Origin of the sequence: Bradyrhizobium ganzhouense, from assembly GCF_049949285.1 — a bacterium.
GTDB lineage: Bacteria > Pseudomonadota > Alphaproteobacteria > Rhizobiales > Xanthobacteraceae > Bradyrhizobium > Bradyrhizobium ganzhouense.
This window is the reverse complement of record NZ_CP181318.1, coordinates 7,348,996-7,364,548: the sequence shown is the minus strand read 5'-3', so window position 1 is coordinate 7,364,548 and position 15,553 is coordinate 7,348,996. Positions and strand designations below refer to the sequence as shown.

General features: G+C 65.2%; 14 protein-coding genes. 8 read left to right on the top strand and 6 right to left on the bottom strand.

What is annotated here, in order from left to right:
* Positions 1-34 precede the first annotated feature (34 nt).
* A complete protein-coding gene (locus ACLFLU_RS34240) occupies positions 35-1,378 on the bottom strand; it encodes an ABC transporter substrate-binding protein (protein WP_426409108.1) in 1,344 nt (447 codons plus the stop codon).
* A gap of 88 nt (positions 1,379-1,466) precedes the next feature.
* Positions 1,467-2,510 (bottom strand): C-terminal binding protein, encoded by a 1,044-nt coding sequence (locus ACLFLU_RS34235; protein ID WP_426409107.1) that lies wholly within the window; start codon positions 2,508-2,510, stop codon positions 1,467-1,469.
* Between the two features lie 260 nt (positions 2,511-2,770).
* Here ACLFLU_RS34235 and ACLFLU_RS34230 point away from each other — a divergent pair, with 260 nt between their 5' ends.
* A complete protein-coding gene (locus ACLFLU_RS34230; RefSeq protein WP_426409106.1) occupies positions 2,771-4,456 on the top strand; it encodes a methyl-accepting chemotaxis protein in 1,686 nt (561 codons plus the stop codon).
* A gap of 272 nt (positions 4,457-4,728) precedes the next feature.
* Here the strand turns inward: ACLFLU_RS34230 and ACLFLU_RS34225 are convergent, their stop codons facing one another.
* Positions 4,729-5,664 (bottom strand): DMT family transporter, encoded by a 936-nt coding sequence (locus tag ACLFLU_RS34225; RefSeq protein ID WP_426409105.1) that lies wholly within the window; start codon positions 5,662-5,664, stop codon positions 4,729-4,731.
* Between the two features lie 105 nt (positions 5,665-5,769).
* Here ACLFLU_RS34225 and ACLFLU_RS34220 point away from each other — a divergent pair, with 105 nt between their 5' ends.
* Positions 5,770-6,159: a DUF1330 domain-containing protein gene (locus tag ACLFLU_RS34220; RefSeq protein WP_426409104.1), complete on the top strand. Its 390-nt coding sequence runs from the start codon at positions 5,770-5,772 to the stop codon at positions 6,157-6,159.
* On the opposite strand, the gene ACLFLU_RS34215 is transcribed toward ACLFLU_RS34220, so the two are convergent.
* Entirely contained in the window at positions 6,156-7,088 is a 933-nt protein-coding gene (locus tag ACLFLU_RS34215) for a DMT family transporter (protein WP_426409103.1), read from the bottom strand. The two genes, ACLFLU_RS34220 and ACLFLU_RS34215, sit on opposite strands and share 4 nt — an antisense overlap.
* A gap of 371 nt (positions 7,089-7,459) precedes the next feature.
* On the opposite strand from ACLFLU_RS34215, the gene ACLFLU_RS34210 reads away from it, so the two are divergent.
* The 5 genes from ACLFLU_RS34210 (at position 7,460) to ACLFLU_RS34190 (ending at position 14,187) form a co-directional block, all read left to right on the top strand.
* Entirely contained in the window at positions 7,460-8,752 is a 1,293-nt protein-coding gene (locus ACLFLU_RS34210) for an adenylosuccinate synthase (protein ID WP_426409102.1), read from the top strand.
* A 37-nt stretch (positions 8,753-8,789) separates the two neighbouring features.
* Positions 8,790-10,379 (top strand): hypothetical protein, encoded by a 1,590-nt coding sequence (locus tag ACLFLU_RS34205; RefSeq protein ID WP_426409101.1) that lies wholly within the window; start codon positions 8,790-8,792, stop codon positions 10,377-10,379.
* Between the two features lie 147 nt (positions 10,380-10,526).
* Positions 10,527-11,966, top strand: coding sequence for a sulfatase-like hydrolase/transferase (locus ACLFLU_RS34200; RefSeq protein WP_426409100.1), 1,440 nt, complete (start codon positions 10,527-10,529; stop codon positions 11,964-11,966).
* 18 nt (positions 11,967-11,984) lie between these two features.
* On the top strand, positions 11,985-13,265 hold the full coding sequence (locus ACLFLU_RS34195; RefSeq protein WP_426409099.1) for an MFS transporter: 1,281 nt from the start codon (positions 11,985-11,987) through the stop codon (positions 13,263-13,265).
* A 49-nt stretch (positions 13,266-13,314) separates the two neighbouring features.
* The gene (locus tag ACLFLU_RS34190; protein WP_426409098.1) at positions 13,315-14,187 is read left to right on the top strand and encodes a LysR family transcriptional regulator; all 873 of its coding nucleotides are present in this window, start codon (positions 13,315-13,317) and stop codon (positions 14,185-14,187) included.
* 3 nt (positions 14,188-14,190) lie between these two features.
* Here ACLFLU_RS34190 and ACLFLU_RS34185 read toward each other — a convergent pair whose 3' ends face one another.
* Together ACLFLU_RS34185 and ACLFLU_RS34180 are read right to left on the bottom strand one after the other, a co-directional pair.
* The gene (locus tag ACLFLU_RS34185) at positions 14,191-14,460 is read right to left on the bottom strand and encodes a hypothetical protein (RefSeq protein ID WP_426409097.1); all 270 of its coding nucleotides are present in this window, start codon (positions 14,458-14,460) and stop codon (positions 14,191-14,193) included.
* Between the two features lie 254 nt (positions 14,461-14,714).
* On the bottom strand, positions 14,715-14,960 hold the full coding sequence (locus tag ACLFLU_RS34180) for a hypothetical protein (protein ID WP_426409096.1): 246 nt from the start codon (positions 14,958-14,960) through the stop codon (positions 14,715-14,717).
* A gap of 145 nt (positions 14,961-15,105) precedes the next feature.
* Between ACLFLU_RS34180 and ACLFLU_RS34175 the strand changes: the two genes are divergently transcribed.
* The gene (locus tag ACLFLU_RS34175) at positions 15,106-15,531 is read left to right on the top strand and encodes a DUF5413 family protein (protein ID WP_426409095.1); all 426 of its coding nucleotides are present in this window, start codon (positions 15,106-15,108) and stop codon (positions 15,529-15,531) included.
* The last annotated feature ends 22 nt before the right edge of the window (positions 15,532-15,553 follow it).

The following is a 15,553-nucleotide window of genomic DNA, read 5'->3' as shown; positions in this document are numbered from 1 at the left end:
AAGCTCGCAATGACGGTTGCTTTGCCGTCGGACGCTACTTCTGCCGCCGGAAGTACCGCTTGCAACGCTGCTCGGCTTCTGCGGCGGCCGCCTCCGGCGTGGCAGCCCCGGTCGCAACCGACGCGAACATCTGGATCAGCACGTAGTCGGCGCTGACGGCGCCGGTCGCGGTCGAGATCGGACCTGCATAGCCGTCGTAATAAGTGGTGTTCATGGTGTCCTTGAAGATCCTCACCTTGGGGTCCTGCGACCACACGGCGGCCTCGGCATAGGCCGCGAGCGGCTGCGCCCAGTAGCCGGAGTTGGCGTTGAGCCACGGCTCGTACTGGTCCTTCTCCAGCATGAATTGCAGGAAGGCCTTTGCGGCGTTGGGGTACTGGCTGTGCTTGAACACCATGGCATTCAGCGTCAGGCCCGCCATCGGCGAGACCTTGGCCAGGCCCTTGGGCAGCAACTGATGCTCGCTGTCGTCGGCGATCGCCTTGGTCGCGGGGTCGTTCTTCAGCGAGAAATACAGCGACACGCCGTTGGCCGTCAGCGCGATTTCCTGCGCGGCGTAGGCGCGGTTGTTGCTGACGTCGTTCCACGACGTCGTGCCGGCGATGAAGGTCGGGTAGAGCTGCTTGACCCAGTTCAGCGCGGCGATCGTCTCCTTGCTGTTGATGATGACGTCGCCTTCTTCGTTGAGCAGGGCGGCGTTGTGCGACCACAGCGCCCAGCTCGCAAAGCCGTTGCCGTCGCCCTTGGCATTGCCGAGCGCGAAGCCGGCCGGCTTGCCGGCCTTGTGGAGCTTCTGGCACAGGTCGAGGAATCCGGCATGGTCTTCCGGCACCTTGTCGAAGCCGACCGATTGCAGGATCGACTTGCGGTAGATCAGGGGACCCGCGGTCGCGCCGAACGGCAGGCCGATCCAGGTGTCGCTCTTGTTCTTCTTGCCGTAGCGCTGCGCCAGCGGCAGCCAGCCGCCGTAACGCTTGCCGGCATAGTCGGCGACGTCGGTCAGCTCGATCAGCTTGTCGATATAGATGTGCGGTGCATCGGAGAAGCCGATGATGATGTCGGGGCCGGCGCCGGAATTGGCGGTGACTGCGGTCTGCTGGTTGATGTCCTCCCAGCCGACGAAATCGACCTTGACCTCGACGCCGGTCTCCTTGGTGAACTTGGCCGCATTGGCGCGGAACACGTCCTCGTCGGCCTGGACGAAGCGCACCGGCCGCAGCATGCGCAAGCTTGCGCCTTTCTCGATCGGCAGCTTCGGGGCCGGGACGTCGGCGGCCTTGATCGCGGATTGAGCGTGCGCTGCAACACCAGTGGCAGCGACCGTTGCAGCGGACAGGCCCAGCGCCAAGGCATCACGACGTGTGATGTCATTCCTCATCAGTTCCTCCCTATGATGTCTCCCCTCCCGGCGTTGATCGCCGGTGAAGGGCCGTTTCGGTCTTTCGGCGCGCTTTGCGCCAGCCGCCTTAGCTGTTCGGGCCGCGATCCATGCCGACGGGCTGCCAGCGGCGGAGCGCGGTGTCTTGCAGCACCGACGGGTTCACGCAGCTTACCGGCCACATGCCCTGAAGCACCAGTGACAATTCGTAGCCCACCCGGCGCTTGCGCGCTTCGTCGAACCGTGCCGAGGCCGAGGCGACATGGGCGGTCAGGGTCACGTTCTCCATGTTGAGGATGGGGTTGTTGTGCGACGGCGGTTCCTTCTCCAGCACGTCGAGGGCGGCATGCGCGATCCAGCCCTCCTGCAGCGCCTTGATCAGGCTCTCCTCGTCCACGGTGGCGCCGCGCCCGGTGTTGATGAAGATCGAGCCCTTCTTCATCTGCCGAAAATGCTTCTCCGTGAGCATGTGATGCACTTCGGGCCGGGCAGGCGCATGCATCGAGACGAAGTCGGATTGCGACAGCACCTCGTTCAGCGTCGCCGGGATGACGCCGTGGTCCCACATCAGCGTTTCCTGGATGAAGGGATCGTAGGCCATCATGCGCAGGCCGAACGGCGCGGCGCGCTTGGCAACCGCACGCGCGACGCGGCCGAACGAGACGAAGCCGAGCGTCTGGCCCATCAGCCGCGGAACCTTGAGCAGTGCCGGCCGGCCCTCGGCCCAGCGCCCGGTGCGCACCATTTTGTCCTGATCGACCAGGCGGCGGAAGCCGGCGAGCAGCAGCATCATGGCGTGGTCGGCGACTTCCTCGATGAAGGTGTCGGGGATGTTGGTGACGGGAATGCCACGCGCAGTCGCCGCCTTCACATCGACGCTGTCGACGCCGACAGAGCCTAGCGTGATGACCTTGCAGTTCTCGAGAGCGTCGATGATGGTCTTGGTGATCGGGATGCCCTTGGCGTAGATCGCGTCGGCATTCTTTGCTGCGGCGATGAACTCCGCCTCGTTGGCCGGCGCCTCGACGATCTCGGCATCGATCGGATCGAGCGCCTCGCGCTCGTAAGAGTAATCGCTGCCCGCGACCGTGAAGCTCGCACCCTTCGGCGTCACCACCCTGTATTTCGGCATTTCCTGCTCCCGATTTGGTTTGTCGGTTCTTGTTGTGACCCGGCCTTCTCGCCGAGCCTTTGCGTCTTTTACGCGAAATCGATGCAGTCGCGTACAATTCCCGGTTGCTGATCCAGCGAATATTTGCCGAATTCCCCGGCATCGTACGGGCTTCTACGGAGGCACGTAAGTAACTTGCTAAGGGGTCTCACACTAAAAGTTGATTCAATTTCGACCGATTCACTCGCGCGCCCGCATCTCTTTTCCCCGGAGCCCACCCCGTGAAGTTGAGCAATCTGAAGATCGCGCCCAAGCTTGGCATTCTTGTCGGCGTTACTTTATTCGGCCTGTGCATCTCCGGAGTCCTCGCCGGTTATCTGATGAAGCGCGCCATGGTCGATGCGCGCATCGACCAGACCAAATCGATCGTCGATCTTGGTCGCAACTATGCGGCCGCGCTGAAGAAGCGCGTCGATGCCGGCGAGCTGACGAAGGATGCGGCCATGGCCGAGCTTCGCCGCTACGGCAACGCGATGACCTATGACAACGGCTCGGGCTATCTGTTCGGCACGTCCTATGACGGCATCACCCAGCTCGCACCCGATCCGAAGCAGATCGGCACCAACCGCATGGATGTCGTGACCAACGGCCGCAAGCTGTCAGTCGAACTGATGGACGGCGTCAAGGCCAACGGCTCGATCCTGCTGTACTATGAATATGTGAAGCCCGGCCAGGAAACGCCGATCCGCAAGATCGGTTACGCCGTCGCCGTTCCCGGCTTCGACATGTATCTCGGCACCGGTGCGTACCTCGAGGACATCGACCAGAAGATGGGCCCGGTCTACTGGCTGCTCGGCTTGGCCTTGCTCGGCATCGTCATCGTCGCCGGCAGCGTCGCCTGGATGATCGGCCGCAGCATCAGCCGTCCGCTGGCACTGCTCGGCACGCGCATGAAGGATCTCGCCGACGGCAAGCTCGAGGGCGACATCCCCGGCGTCGGCCGCGGCGACGAGGTCGGTGCGATGGCTGCGACCGTGCAGATCTTCAAGGACAACGCGGTCCGCATCCGCGACCTCGAGAAGACCGAGGCGGCGGCGAAGGAACGCGCCGCGGCCGAACGTCGCAGCGCGATGGAAGATATCGCCAACGACTTCGAACGCAGCGTCAACGGCATCGTCCGCTCGGTCTCCTCGGCCGCTGCCGGCATGCAGTCGACGGCGCAGTCGATGACCGCGACCGCCAGCGACGCCTCGTCGCGCGCCGCCACTGTCGGTGCGGCCTCGTCGAAGGCCTCCGGCAATGTCGGCACGGTTGCGGCGGCCGCCGAAGAGCTGTCGAGCTCGGTCACGGAGATCTCCCGCCAGGTGACGCGCTCGACCGAAGTGGCGAGCCGCGCCGTCAGCGACGCCGAGCGCACCAACGCGACGGTGCAGGAGCTCTCGACCGGTGCCGAGAAGATCGGCGAGGTGGTCAAGCTCATTCATTCGATCGCGGCGCAGACCAATCTGCTCGCGCTCAACGCCACCATCGAAGCGGCGCGTGCCGGTGAATCCGGCCGCGGCTTCGCCGTCGTCGCCTCCGAGGTCAAGGCGCTGGCCAACCAGACCGCCAAGGCCACCGAGGAAATCTCCGCGCAAGTGGCGGCGATGCAGACCTCGACCAGCGATGCCGTCGCAGCGATCGGCGGCATCACCCAGACCATCGCCGAGATGAGCGAGATCACCGCCGGCATTTCGGCCTCGATCGAGCAGCAGGGCGAGGCCACCCGCGAGATCGCCCGCAACATCCAGTCGGTCGCGGCCGGCTCGAACGAGATCAACGCCAATATCGGCAGCGTTACCTCGGCCGCGGAAGCGACCGGCAGTGCGGCCAGCGACGTGCTGACCAACGCCCGCGAGCTGGACAGCCAGTCCGGCGCGCTGCGCAGCGCAGTGGACGGCTTCCTCGCGAAGGTGCGCGCGGCGTAACGCTTTGCGCTGAATTCGTAGGGTGGGCAAAGACGCGAAAGCGTCGTGCCCACCTTTTCTTTTTGAGTTCGCGGTGACGTCTCGGTGGGCACGCCTACGCTCTGCCACCCTACAAGTCTCGTGCCCCGGACGCAGCGCAGCGCTTCTTCAGCGGTGCGCTGCAGAGCCGGGGCCCATGCCGCGGCAAACTGGGTCCCGGTTCAGCAGCGCATCACTGCGTGCTGCACTGCGCCCGGGACGCGAGACTTGTTGTGCGTCCGCGTGCCGCGAAATTACTTCACCGCCGAGCCCTGTCGCGAGGCGATGACGACGCCGGCGAGCACCAGCGCGTAGCCGATCAGGTGAAACGGCTGGAGCTTTTCGCCGAGCAGCAGGATCGCCATCGCCGAGCCGAACACCGGCACCAGATGAAAGAACGGCGCGGCGCGATTCGGCCCGATCAGCGCGACGCCGCGGTTGAAGAAGAGATAGGCGAGCGTCGAGGGGAAGATCAGGATGTAGCCGAGTGTCAGCAGCGTCACCGTGTCGAACTGTATGACATTGCCGCTCCAGGCTTCCCAGATCGCCGCCGGTAGCAGCATCATGGCGCCGCAGCAGGTGGTGAAGGACAGGAAGGAGAGCTGATGGACCTTCGGCCGGCGCGGGATGAAGGCGGAGTAGATTCCGAACGCCACCAGCGAGGAGGCGAACATGATGTCGCCCCTGTTGAACGAGATGCTTGCCAGCGCCGCAAGATCGCCGCGCAGGATGATGATCAGCACGCCGAGCAGCGAGATCGCGATGCCGGCGAGCTGCCCGCCGGTCAGCCGCACGCCAAACAACACCAGCGACCACAGCGCCACGAACAGCGGCCCGGCCGACTGGATCAGCAATGCGTTCAGCGCCTCGGTATATTGCAGGGCCCAGTAGGAGATCGCGTTGTTGAAGGCGAAGCCGACCAGCGACAGGAACAGCATCAGCGGCAGGCTTTTGCGCAGGGCCGGCCAGTCGCGCTTCAGATGCGGCCATGAGAACGGCAGCAGGATCAGGAATACGCCGAACCAGCGGATCGTCGTCACCGTCAGCGGCGGCACATGCGCGCCGACATGGCGCGCGAGCACGATGTTGCCGGCCCAGAACAGCGAGCTCAGGCTGAGCAGCAGATAAGGCTGGTTGTTGAGCCAGTTGGCCGGATTCGAGGCAGGGGGCGCGGGCGATGCGATCGTCATTGGCGTCACCTACGACCTTGCGCCGGATTGCCGTCGTGGCACAAGTCACGCCGCCGCAATGCTACAATGCAGGTACGACCCGAGGAGGTGCCATTGGCGGTCAATATGTTGAACATTGTGGGCCTGGAACGGCTCGACCGGCATGCGCCGGTGGTGATGCTGAACCTGATGCGTTTCCACGCGCGCTCGCGCGACGGCGACGGCTCTGGTTGGGATGCTTACTTGCGCTACAGCGCGATCACCGTGCCCATGATCAAGGCGCGCGGCGGCACGCTGCTGTGGACCGGCGAGGCCAAGGCGGTCGCGCTCGGCCCGCATGCTGGCAACGACTGGGATTTCGTCGCACTGGTCTTCTATCCGTCCGTCGCCGCATTCCTCGACATGATGACGTCCGAAGCCTACGAGCGCGATGCCGATCCGCATCGCGTCAACGGCTGCGCCGAGCACGTCATCATCGCGACGAGCGAGGCGTACAGTAAGTTCAAGGCGAGCTAGGTCGTCTGCTTCCTCGACGCCACGAACACGCCCGACAGCACCAGCGCAAAACCGATGAAGTGGAAGGCCTGCGGGTGCTCACCCAGGAAGGCCATCGCCATGATCGAGCCGAACACCGGCACGACGTGGAAGAACGGTGCGGCGCGGTTGGCGCCGATCAGGCGGACGCCGCGGTTGAAGCAGAGATAAGCGAGCGTCGAGGGAAACACCGACACGTAGAACAGGGTGAGCAGGTTCGGCCCGTCGAGCTTCATGACGGGGCGCGCCGACAATTCCCAGATCTCGAGCGGAATGAGGCAGACCGCACCCGCGCCGAAAGTGAAGGCGAGGAACGAGAGGCCGTGGATCGGCGGCCGCTTCAAGGTCAGCACCGAATAGAGCGCGAAGATGATCAGCGCGACGATGAAGATCAGATCGCCCTTGTTGAAGGCGATGTTCGACAGCGTGGTGATATCGCCGTGCAGCAGGATGATCAGCACGCCGCACATCGAGAGAGCCACGCCGAAGGCCTGCGCCGCGGTGAGGCGGATGCCGAGGATGACCAGCGACCACAGCGCCACGACCAAAGGCGCAGCCGACTGCAACAGCAGGGTGTTGAGCGCCTGGGTATGCTCCAGCGCCCAATATTGCAGGGTGTTGAAGGCGCCGATGCCGGTGATCGACAGCACGATCATCAGGCCGAGTTTTTTGCGGATCGCGGGCCAGTCCTGGGCGAGATGCTTCCAGGCGAACGGCAGCACCAGCAGGAAGGCGAAGGTCCAGCGCAGGAAGGACAGCGTCACCGGCGGGATATGGCCGGCGGCGAGGCGCCCCACGACCGCATTGCCGGCCCAGCACAGCGCGGTGATGCTGAGCAGGAGATAAGGCTGGTTGGCAATCCAGTGCTGGCCGGATGTGTCGGCGCTCGTGGTCTGGCCGGTGGCGGACATTGTGATTGTTATGGCCCCGCGGTGGAATGCACCAAGGCCACCAGCCCGGCGGCATCCGGGCCGTTCGAAACCCGGCCCCGTTCAAAAACACGGAAATCGAGGCTGCATCAACGGGGGCGGGCGCATCGCGACCATGCAGCGGCCGACGCTGCGCCCGGCGCTTTGGCCGAGGTCGGTGCATGGCCTTGGAAGATTTCCGGATTTTCGGGGGATATCAAAGGCTTGGATCGGGCGTTGGGTCCTCAAAAAGCCCCGTTCTTGCTTGCTTAGAGAGGCTGCTTCCTTTATCCGGTTGGCTGCTCCGCATACGAACGGCTCAAAGCCGGGAATTGGGCTGGGCGCATCTAGATTCTTCGAAGGATTACCCGCGAATGGCTAATGTTGTCGTCGTCGGCGCCCAGTGGGGCGACGAAGGAAAGGGCAAGATCGTCGACTGGTTGTCGGAGCAGGCGGACATCGTCGCGCGCTTCCAGGGCGGACATAATGCCGGCCATACGCTGGTCATCAATGGCGAGACCTACAAGCTCGCGCTGTTGCCCTCGGGCGTGCTGCGCCCGTCGAAACTGGCGGTGATCGGCAACGGCGTGGTGTTCGATCCGCAGGCCTTCCTCGACGAGGTGACCAAGCTGCGCAATCAGGGCGTCGCGGTCGGCCCGGAGAATCTGCGCGTCGCGGAGAACGTGACCCTGATCCTGCCGCTGCACCGCGAGCTCGATGCGCTCCGCGAATCGTCCAACGCGGCGACGGCGATCGGCACCACCCGCCGCGGCATCGGACCTGCCTATGAGGACAAGGTCGGTCGCCGCGCGATCCGGCTGATGGACCTGGCCGACCTCGACACGCTCCCGCACAAGATCGACCGGCTCCTTGCGCACCACAACGCACTTCGTCGCGGCCTCAACCTGCCGGAGTTCGACGGCAACGAGATCCTGAAGGAACTGAGCGCGCTGGCGCCGCAGCTGCTGCCTTATGCGGAGACCGTGTGGCGCCTGCTCGATACCGAGCGGCGCGCGGGCAAGCGCATCCTGTTCGAAGGCGCGCAAGGTGCCCTGCTCGACGTCGACCACGGCACCTACCCTTACGTCACCTCGTCCAACACGGTGGCGGCGCAGGCCGCGACCGGAACGGGCATCGGTCCGGGCGGAGTCGGCTACGTGCTCGGCATCTGCAAGGCCTATACGACCCGGGTCGGCCAGGGGCCGTTCCCGACCGAGCTCCTGAACGAGATCGGCGAGGAGATCGGCCGTCGTGGCCGCGAGTTCGGGGTCAATACCGGGCGCAAGCGCCGCTGCGGCTGGTTCGACGCCGTGCTGGTCCGCCAGACCGTGCGGACCTGCGGCATCAACGGGCTGGCGCTGACCAAGCTGGACATTCTCGACGGCTTCGATTCGATCGAGGTCTGCGTCGGCTACACGCTCGACGGCAAGGAGATCGATCATTTCCCGGCCGGCGAGGGCGCCCAGGCCCGGGTCGAGCCGATCTGGGAGACCATCGAGGGCTGGAAGGAGCCGACCGCCGGCGCGCGGTCCTGGGCTGACCTGCCCGCCCAAGCCATCAAATATGTCCGCCGGATCGAGGAATTGGTGGGGTGCCCGGTCGCACTTCTTTCCACCAGCCCCGAACGCGAGGATACTATCCTGGTGCAAAATCCGTTTGAGGCTTAACGATCTCTTACCGGGCCGCGCGTATAATTGAGTAGAAATGGCTGATTACTATCCGCTGATCGCCCGCGCTATTGCCGCCCTGGACCCCAACGCTCCCGGCGAAAGCCGGCGCGCGCTCTATGAGCGGGCGCGCACGGCCCTGATTGCGCAACTGCGCAGTGTGCAGCCGCCGCTCTCCGAATCCGAGATCACCCGCGAACGGCTGTCGCTGGAAGAGGCCGTCCGCAAGGTCGAATCGGAAGCCGCCCAGCGGGCCCGCGAGGCCTCGCGCCCGGGTGGCGGTGCTCGCCCCAGCGGCAGCGGCGATGCGTTCCGCCGGGCCAGTGCGCGAGCGGCCGACAACAACCCGCCCGCATCTCCTCAGTCGGCCGCGCCGCCGCGGGCCCGTCCCGCCGCACCGCCGCCGCGCAACGAACGCCCGCCGCTTGGCGGTGATGACCAGAACGACCCTCCGCGTCCGCCCCGCGCTCCGCGTTTCGATGCGCCGCGCCAGCCGGCTGCGCCGGAGCCGCCGGCCGGGCGCTCTCCCCCGCGTCGTCCGGCGGAGGGCGGTCCGCCGCCGGCGCCGGCACCGGGCGTGCGCGGCTTCCGCGATATCACCGCCGACGTCAATGATCTCGGCGGTGCCGCAGCGCAGGCCAATCGCGCCGCGCGCCGCACCTATGCCAACGTGCCGTCGCCCTCGCCGGAATTCGACCGGCTCGAGCCGAGCCTGGAAAACCGCGCCGCCGAACCTGACGCACCCTATTCCTATGACGAGTCGATGGAGGAGGCCGAGCGCTACGCGCCGCAGGCCCAGCCGCCGTCGTCACGTCCGCGCATCGCAGCCGACCGCGGCGCCAGGAAGCCCAAGCGCACCGGCTCGATCTTCCCGTTCAAGAGCGCGATCGCCATCGGCATCGTGCTGATCCTGGTCGGCGCCGGCATCCTCTGGGGCAAACAGCTGGTGCAGACCGCGACCAATCTGCTCAAGCCCTCGCCCACCCAGGTGGTGGAGGCGCCGAAGGATGCCTCGCAGCCGCAGAGCAAGCCGAAGATTCCGGATCGCGTCGGCCAGCCCTCGGCCAGCGACCAGCCGGCCGCACCGGTGGCGCAGAAGGTCGTGCTCTATGACGAGGATCCGTCCGACCCCAAGGGCAAGCAATATGTCGGCTCGGTGGTGTGGCGGCTCGAGCCGATCAAGGCGTCGGGCAACCAGAAGGCCGACATCGCCGTGCGCGCCGACATCGAGATCCCCGACCGCAAGTTCAAGATGACGATGTCGTTCCGCCGCAACACCGACTCGTCGCTGCCGGCGAGCCACACGGCCGAGCTGACCTTCATCCTGCCGCCGGACTTTCCGGGCGGCAGCGTTTCCAACGTGCCGGGCATCCTGATGAAGTCGAACGAGCAGGCGCGCGGCACGCCGCTCGCGGGCCTCGCCGTCAAGGTCACCGACGGCTTCTTCCTGGTCGGCCTCTCCAATGTCGACGCCGACCGCGCCCGCAACGTCCAGCTCCTGAAGGAGCGCTCGTGGTTCGACGTGCCGCTGGTCTACGCCAACCAGCGCCGCGCCATCATCGCCATCGAGAAGGGCGCCCCCGGCGAGCGCGCCTTCAACGACGCCTTCGCGCAGTGGGGCGACTAGGCTCCATCCCCGCCTGAACGACGCGCACCCGCCATAGCCGCGAGCTATGGCGGTCCGGCATTTATTTCGATGCCGCTGCTCCCGCCCGTGTGGCAATGCGGATCACCGCATCAAAACGCGGACAAAACAAAATATGGGAGAGCGTCGGTGAAACCCCAAAACCTCCTCGTCCTGATGTCAGACGAACACAATGCGCGGATGATGGGCTGCGCGGGTGATCCGCTGGCGAAGACCCCCAATCTCGATGCGCTCGCCGCGCGCGGCACCCGCTTCACGGATGCCTACACGACCTGCCCGATCTGCGTGCCGGCGCGCGCGAGCTTTGCCACCGGCCGCTACATCCACGACATCGGCTATTGGGACAATTCGATCGCCTATGACGGCCGCGTGCCGAGCTGGGGCCATCGGATGCAACAGGCCGGCGTACGTGTGGAATCAATCGGCAAGCTGCATTATCGCAGCGGCGACGATCCGTCGGGTTTCGATCGCCAGCACATCCCGATGCACATCACCGGCGGCGTCGGCATGATCCAGCTCTCGATCCGCAAGCAGTTTCCCGATTTCGTGGCACCGCCCCGGCGTCGCGCGGCCATCGCCGAAAGCGCCGGCCCCGGCGAGAGCGAGTACACCCAGTATGACCGCCGCGTTGCCGACGTCGCCGTCGACTGGCTGCAAGCGGCTACCACGACGGACAAGCCCTGGGTTCTCTTCGTCAGCTTTGTGACGCCGCATTATCCGCTGGTCGCGCCAAAAGAGTTTTTCGATCTCTATCCCGTCGAGCGGATGCCCGACGCGAAGTTCGGACCTGGCTCCGGCTATCAGCCGCATCCGTGGCTTGCGGACCTCACCGCCGGCGGTCCGCCTAAACCGGAAGACCAGCGCGTGGCCTATGCCGCTTATCTCGGCCTGATCAGCTTCATGGATGCGCAAGTCGGCCGGGTGCTCGGTGCGCTTGATGCTGCAGGCCTGCGCGACACCACGCGCATCATCTACACCTCCGACCACGGCGAGAACGCCGGTGCGCGCGGCATCTGGGGCAAATCCAACCACTACCAGGAAGCGGTCGCCGTTCCGATGATCGTGGCGGGGCCCGATGTGCCGGCCGGAAAGCTGTCGGCGACGCCGGCCTCGCTCGCAGACGCCTATCCCTCCGTGCTCGACTGCGCCGGACGGCCGGCGGAAGCGGGCCTGCCCGGTCGCTCGCTGTTCGAGCTTGCAGCGAAGAGCGATGATCGTGATCGCATCGTGTTCAGCGAATATCACGCGGCGGCCTCGCCCTCGGCGTCCTACATGATCCGCAAGGGCCGCTTCAAATTTATCTACTACGTCCGCTTCGCGCCGGAGTTGTTCGATCTCGAGGCCGATCCGGCGGAGAGCGAAAACCTTGCCGCGCGGCCCGAATACGCTGCAACCGTCCGCGAGCTCGAGGCCGAACTCCGCCGTATTCTCGATCCCGAGGAGCAGGATCGCCGCGCCAACGAAGCGCAGCGCCTTCTGATCGAGAGCAAGGGCGGGCCCGACGCCGTCATGGCCAATCTACCGACCAAGAAACTCTATACGCCGGTGCCGCCAGAACTGCTGTCCTGAGCCGATACGGAGCGCAAGATGACAAACGTCTCCTCCGTGTCCGCGCCGACCGTCAGTCGCAGCGTTGCGCTGCTCGGCAATCGCTCGGTTCGCATCCTCGGCGTCTCCTTCGTGATGTATGTGCTGGCCCATGTCGACCGGGTGAACCTGTCGATGGCCGCGCCTTACGTCCGCGAAGAGCTGTCGCTGTCGCCGGCCGGATTGGGCCTTGCGACCGGACTGTTCTTCTGGGGCTACATCGTCCTGCAAATCCCGGCCGGCCGGCTGGCCTCCACCTGGAGCCCGAAGCGGGTGTTGCTGTGCCTTCTCCTGCTGTGGAGCTCGGTCTCGCTGACGACCGCCTTCGTCCACACCCAGACCGAGTTGTCCATCAATCGCTTCGCACTCGGCCTATCCGAAGGCGGCGTGCTGACGTGCACGCTGGTTCTGATACGCAACTGGTTCACCCGCGCGGAACGTGCCCGCGCCAATGCGCTGTTCCTGTTGAGCCTTCCGATAGGTCCGATGATCGCGAGCCCGATCTCCGGATTGATCCTGTCCTATGCGGATTGGCGTTGGATGTTCGTGATCGAAGCTGTTCCCGGCTTTCTCTGGGCGCTCGTCTGGGCCTGGGCGATCGACGATCGTCCGCAGGATGCAAATTGGCTGGCTGAGGACGAACGCGAACAGCTCGTCCGGCAATTGGCGGCGGAAGACGACGCGGCGGCACGTATTTCCGGGCATTGGCTATCGACCCTTTGGCACCCGAGCGTGCTGCTGCTCGCCCTCTATAATTTCTTCGCGCTGATGGCCGAATGGGGCGTCAATTTCTGGTTCCCGACGGTGCTGAAGGAGACCGGCCTACCGATCGGCATCGTCGGTCTGCTGGCCGCGCTGCCGCCCGCTCTGGGGATCGTCTTGATGGTCGGCACGGCGACCAGCTCCGATCGCCTGCGCGAGCGCAAATGGCACATGATTACAACGACGGCGATCTCTGGCCTGCCGCTGTTGGCAATGCAACTCACCGACGGCAGCACGCTCTGGACCGTGCTCTGCCTGTCGCTCGCGATCGCGGTCTTCCTCGGACGGTTTGGGCCGTTCTGGACCTTGCCGGGCGAGGTGTTGCCGCCCGCCGTCATCGGCGTCGGCATCGGCCTCATCAACGGGGCCGGCAATCTCGGCGGCACGGTCGGTCCCTATTTCTTCGGCGTGGTGAAGACACAGACCGGCACGTTCTCGCTTGCGCTGGCCGCAGCCGGCATTTCGCTGGTGCTGAGCTCGCTGATCGCCGTGCCGATCAAGGCGAGGCGCGACCGGTGACGTCCAGGGCCGCTCGTCGCGCGTGACCGGCTCTGTTATAGATTTCGGGATGGAGCTTCGCCATCTCGAACAGATCGTCGCGGTCTGCCGCTCCGGCAGCTTCAGCGGCGCAGCCAAGGCGCTCGGCATCGCGCAGCCGACCCTCAGCAAGAGCATCAGCCGCCTCGAGGCCAAGCTCGGCGTCAAGCTGTTCGAACGCACCAATGCCAATGCGCGGCCGACCGTCTATGCGCTGTTTGTCGCCGATCACGCCGCAACCCTGCTGCAGAACGTCACTGCGCTCGGCCACGAGCTTGAGCAGATGGCCAAAGGCGAGGCCGGGCTTCTCCGCATCGGCGTCGGGCCTGCGACGCGGCTGCGCCCGCTGCCGCTATTGATCCGCAAGGCGGCGGAAGCTTTTCCGCAACTCCAAATCGTCACCCGCTATGCCGGGCCGAATCTGATGATGCGAGCGTTGCGTGCGGGAACGTTTGATGTCGTATTCTGCCACCGCGAGATCGCGGCGTCGCAAGCGGACCTGATCCGGATCAAGATTTTTGAGGACCGCTATGTCGTCGTGGCGCGACGCGACCATCCGGCCTGCGACGGCACACCGCTGTCGGCACAGGAATTCTCCCGGTTGCCGCTGGCCAGCGCCGGGATCACGCCGGACTTCGGCGCCTGGCTCGGCGAGCCCGGCGATCACCAGAAGCGCAAGCTCGAAGCCTTCCTGTCCGACGATTACGACCTGATCAAACAGATGGCGCTGACGCCGGGCTATGTCGCGCGCGGGCCGCGCTTCGTGTTCGAGCAGGAGCTGGCGCGCGGCGATCTGGTAGAAATCCCGCTGGAGCGGGATTTCCAGTACGAATGCTGGATGCTGACGACCAACGCGCTGTGGCGCTCGCCAATCGTCAAAGCCGTGGCGCGATTGGCGAAATGACCGCTATTGCGCCGCCGCTTCTCGCTTGCGCGATGACGCTGCTGCGGCCGCTTCGCGATCCATCACGGCGCGGCAGCCGGGACTGACCTGCGCCTTTTTCTGCACCATGCAGGCCCTGATGCGCGGGATGTCGGGGATTTCACTCGAGCACAGCCGCATCGCATCGCCCGAGCACATCTGCTGCGCTTCGGGCGAGAAGGCGAGGCCGGGTGATGTCTGGAGTGCCAAGGCGGTGGCGGCGAAGGCGAACAGCGTAGCGATGGTGCGTGTCATGAAGAATGCGTCCCCGAGTTCCGCGGATTGAACCGCTTGATTTTGGGGCGCCGCACGCAGCTTGATCTGCCGCATGTCACAGCCTTCACGCCGGGAACTGAATCCCGCATGTGGTCGCTCGATTTCTTGATCTTCGAATCGAAAAGTGCTGCGCCGCCCGATTCGAGTATGCGCGATTGTTACGAAGCTTCAATGGGAGATGCGAAGGAATTCGCAGCTGTTGCGCGACCGTCACGCAAAACGCGAAACCGATCTCACATTCCGTGGCTCTCGAACACCTTGCTGCACGATCTCGACAGCTTCGCGCGGTTGGCCTGCAGGCAGCCCTGCACCGCACCGTCATTGCCGAGGTCCTTGCGGCACAACCGCGAGGCGTCGTGCGAGCAGGCCCGCTGCTCCTGCGGCGTGCCCATATGGCCTTGCGCGAAGGCGGGTGCGTTCGACAGGCCGCCGAGGGCCGAGAGCGTGATCGTCGCCAGCAACAACAGTTTTCGAGACATCGGCGGGCTCCAGATCTGACAGGGTGAATTGCAGGTCCATTCTGAACCCGCCGCGTTGCCACTTGTTCCCCCAAACAGCCCGCACCCCCGCTATCCAAGGTTCCCGCCGCGCTGCTATAAACGCCCTGGGTATGAGGAGTTCTTGATGAAACGCTATCTGGTGTTTGCGCTCGTTGGTCCGTTCGTGGGCGGCTTCCTGCTGCTGCTGACGACGACCTACCAGTCCGGCTACTGGACCCAGATCAGTCTCGGCGAGATTGGCAAGCTGTTCGTCGTGTTCTTCAAGACGCTGCAATACAGCTATCTGTTCGGCTTCCTGCCGTCGCTGATGATCGGTGCGGTCGACGACATCCTGATCCATGTCAGGCGGGTCGGGCCGGTGCTGCGGATGCTGCTGGTCGGCCTGATCGCCTTCATCCTCGCCGCGTTCACCTACGGCTCGCGCGGGTCGGATTCGGGCGCGGTGCAGTTCATCCTGTACGGCCTGGTCGGCTTCGTGCCGGCGGTGCTGTCATCCTGGTTCGTGCATCATTATGTCGAGGAGCCGCGGCCTGCGGCGGCGGCGAGCTGAGCGCGCGACCTTCGGACGCGGT